Origin of the sequence: Allobosea sp. TAB14 (assembly GCF_052113865.1) — a bacterium.
Lineage (GTDB): Bacteria > Pseudomonadota > Alphaproteobacteria > Rhizobiales > Beijerinckiaceae > Allobosea > Allobosea spartocytisi.
Genome location: NZ_JBFRDQ010000356.1, coordinates 1 through 1,567, shown reverse-complemented (window position 1 = coordinate 1,567; position 1,567 = coordinate 1). Strand labels below are relative to the sequence as shown.

General features: G+C 69.6%; 2 protein-coding genes and 1 pseudogene. All 3 read left to right on the top strand.

Annotation, left to right across the window (positions count from 1 at the left end):
• On the top strand, positions 1–444 hold a 444-nt coding region (locus AB4Y99_RS27560), incomplete at its 5' end, for a GAF domain-containing protein (RefSeq protein ID WP_441525590.1).
• Between the two features lie 9 nt (positions 445–453).
• Positions 454–804, top strand: coding sequence for a winged helix-turn-helix domain-containing protein (locus AB4Y99_RS27555; RefSeq protein WP_112762181.1), 351 nt, complete (start codon positions 454–456; stop codon positions 802–804).
• 290 nt (positions 805–1,094) lie between these two features.
• Positions 1,095–1,567: pseudogene (locus tag AB4Y99_RS27550) on the top strand (tonB-system energizer ExbB); the annotation flags it as partial.

The following is a 1,567-nucleotide window of genomic DNA, read 5'->3' as shown; positions in this document are numbered from 1 at the left end:
CTGCTGCATGGCGAACCCGATCCGATCGCCAACGCCGCCAACACCGCCGCCCTGCTGTTCCAGACGATGCCCGGCCTCAACTGGGCCGGCTTCTATCTGATGCGCGGCGGCGAGCTGGTGCTCGGCCCCTTCCAGGGCAAGCCGGCCTGCGTGCGCATCGCGGTCGGCGCGGGCRTTTGCGGCGCAGCCGTGGCGCGGCGCAGCTCGGTCCTGGTCGAGGATGTGCATGCCTTTCCGGGACATATCGCCTGCGACGCGGCGTCGCGCTCCGAATTGGTCGTCCCGCTGATCGGGCCCGACGGCGTCATCGGGGTGATCGATCTCGACAGCCCCTCCGTTGCCCGATTCGACGCCGCCGATCAGGTCGGCATCGAGCGCGTCGCGGCGATTTATCTGGCGGCTTGCGCGCTGGCCGCGACTCCCGCGCTGGCCGCGGCCTCCTAGGGCCGGGCCGTGCCTTCGCTCAGCCTGCGCATCCAGCTCGACCCCGAAGGCCGCATCGGCCCGGGCAAGATCGAGTTGCTGGAGAAGATCGCGGCGCTGGGCTCGATCTCGGCCGCGGGGCGCGACATGGCGATGTCCTATCGGCGTGCCTGGGAGCTGGTCGAGGAATTGAACACGCTTTTCGGCCAGCCGGTGGTGCAGCGCCAGGTCGGCGGCAAGAATGGCGGCGGCGCCAGCCTGACCAGCCTCGGCCAGGTGCTGGTGAGCCGGTTTCGCGCGGTGGAGCAGGCCGCGACCGCAGCCGCAGCCGAGCATCTGGCGGCCATCCAGGCGGAAATCGACCCGTCCGCCACGGGCTGAAGCGAGCCGCATCGACGGGCAAGTCGCGGCCGCCCGGCACCCATTCGAAAAAGGCAGCCCGGCCATCTGGCGGCCCGTTCAAGCCTTGACAGGAGGGTGTGATTCAAACACTCGTTCTGCTCGCAACTCGCTGATAAAGCGTGCTTTTTTTATTTATTCCAATGTGAGGTTCGCCGCTTTCGCTTGGCTTGGCCGGTACGCGCCGGCCGTCGTTCGAGAGCGATCCTCGCTCCCCGATGGCGGAGAGAGCGAGGCCGGGTGGCGATCACGCGGCGGATGTAGGACTGGTCATGACGAGACTGCTTCGTTCGGCTTTTCTGGCGCTGAGCCTGTTGCTGCCCGCTTCTGCCGCGCTGGCCCAGATTCAGGGCGCTCCGCAGGTTCCGGCGCAGCCGGCCTCTCCGCCGGCCATGCAGCCGGCTCCCCCGCCCGCAGCGCCGGCGAATCCCTTGCCACCGGCGGCCTCGCAGATGGGGATCGCTCCGCCGAGCGCCGCGCATCCGCCGCTGCAACCGGGCGATACGCCCGCCAGCCTCCCGGTCGCTCCGGCGCCTCAGGCTGCCGCGACGCTGCCGCACGACCTKTCGCCCTGGGGCATGTTCATGGCGGCSGACATCGTCGTKAAGGCGGTGATGMTCGGSCTYGCCTTCGCMTCGCTGGYGACCTGGACGATCTGGCTCGCCAAGGTGATGGAACTCGCCGCCGCCAAGACCGGCGCGCTGCGTTCGCTCCGCCGGATCGAGGCCGCCGACAGCCTCGGCGA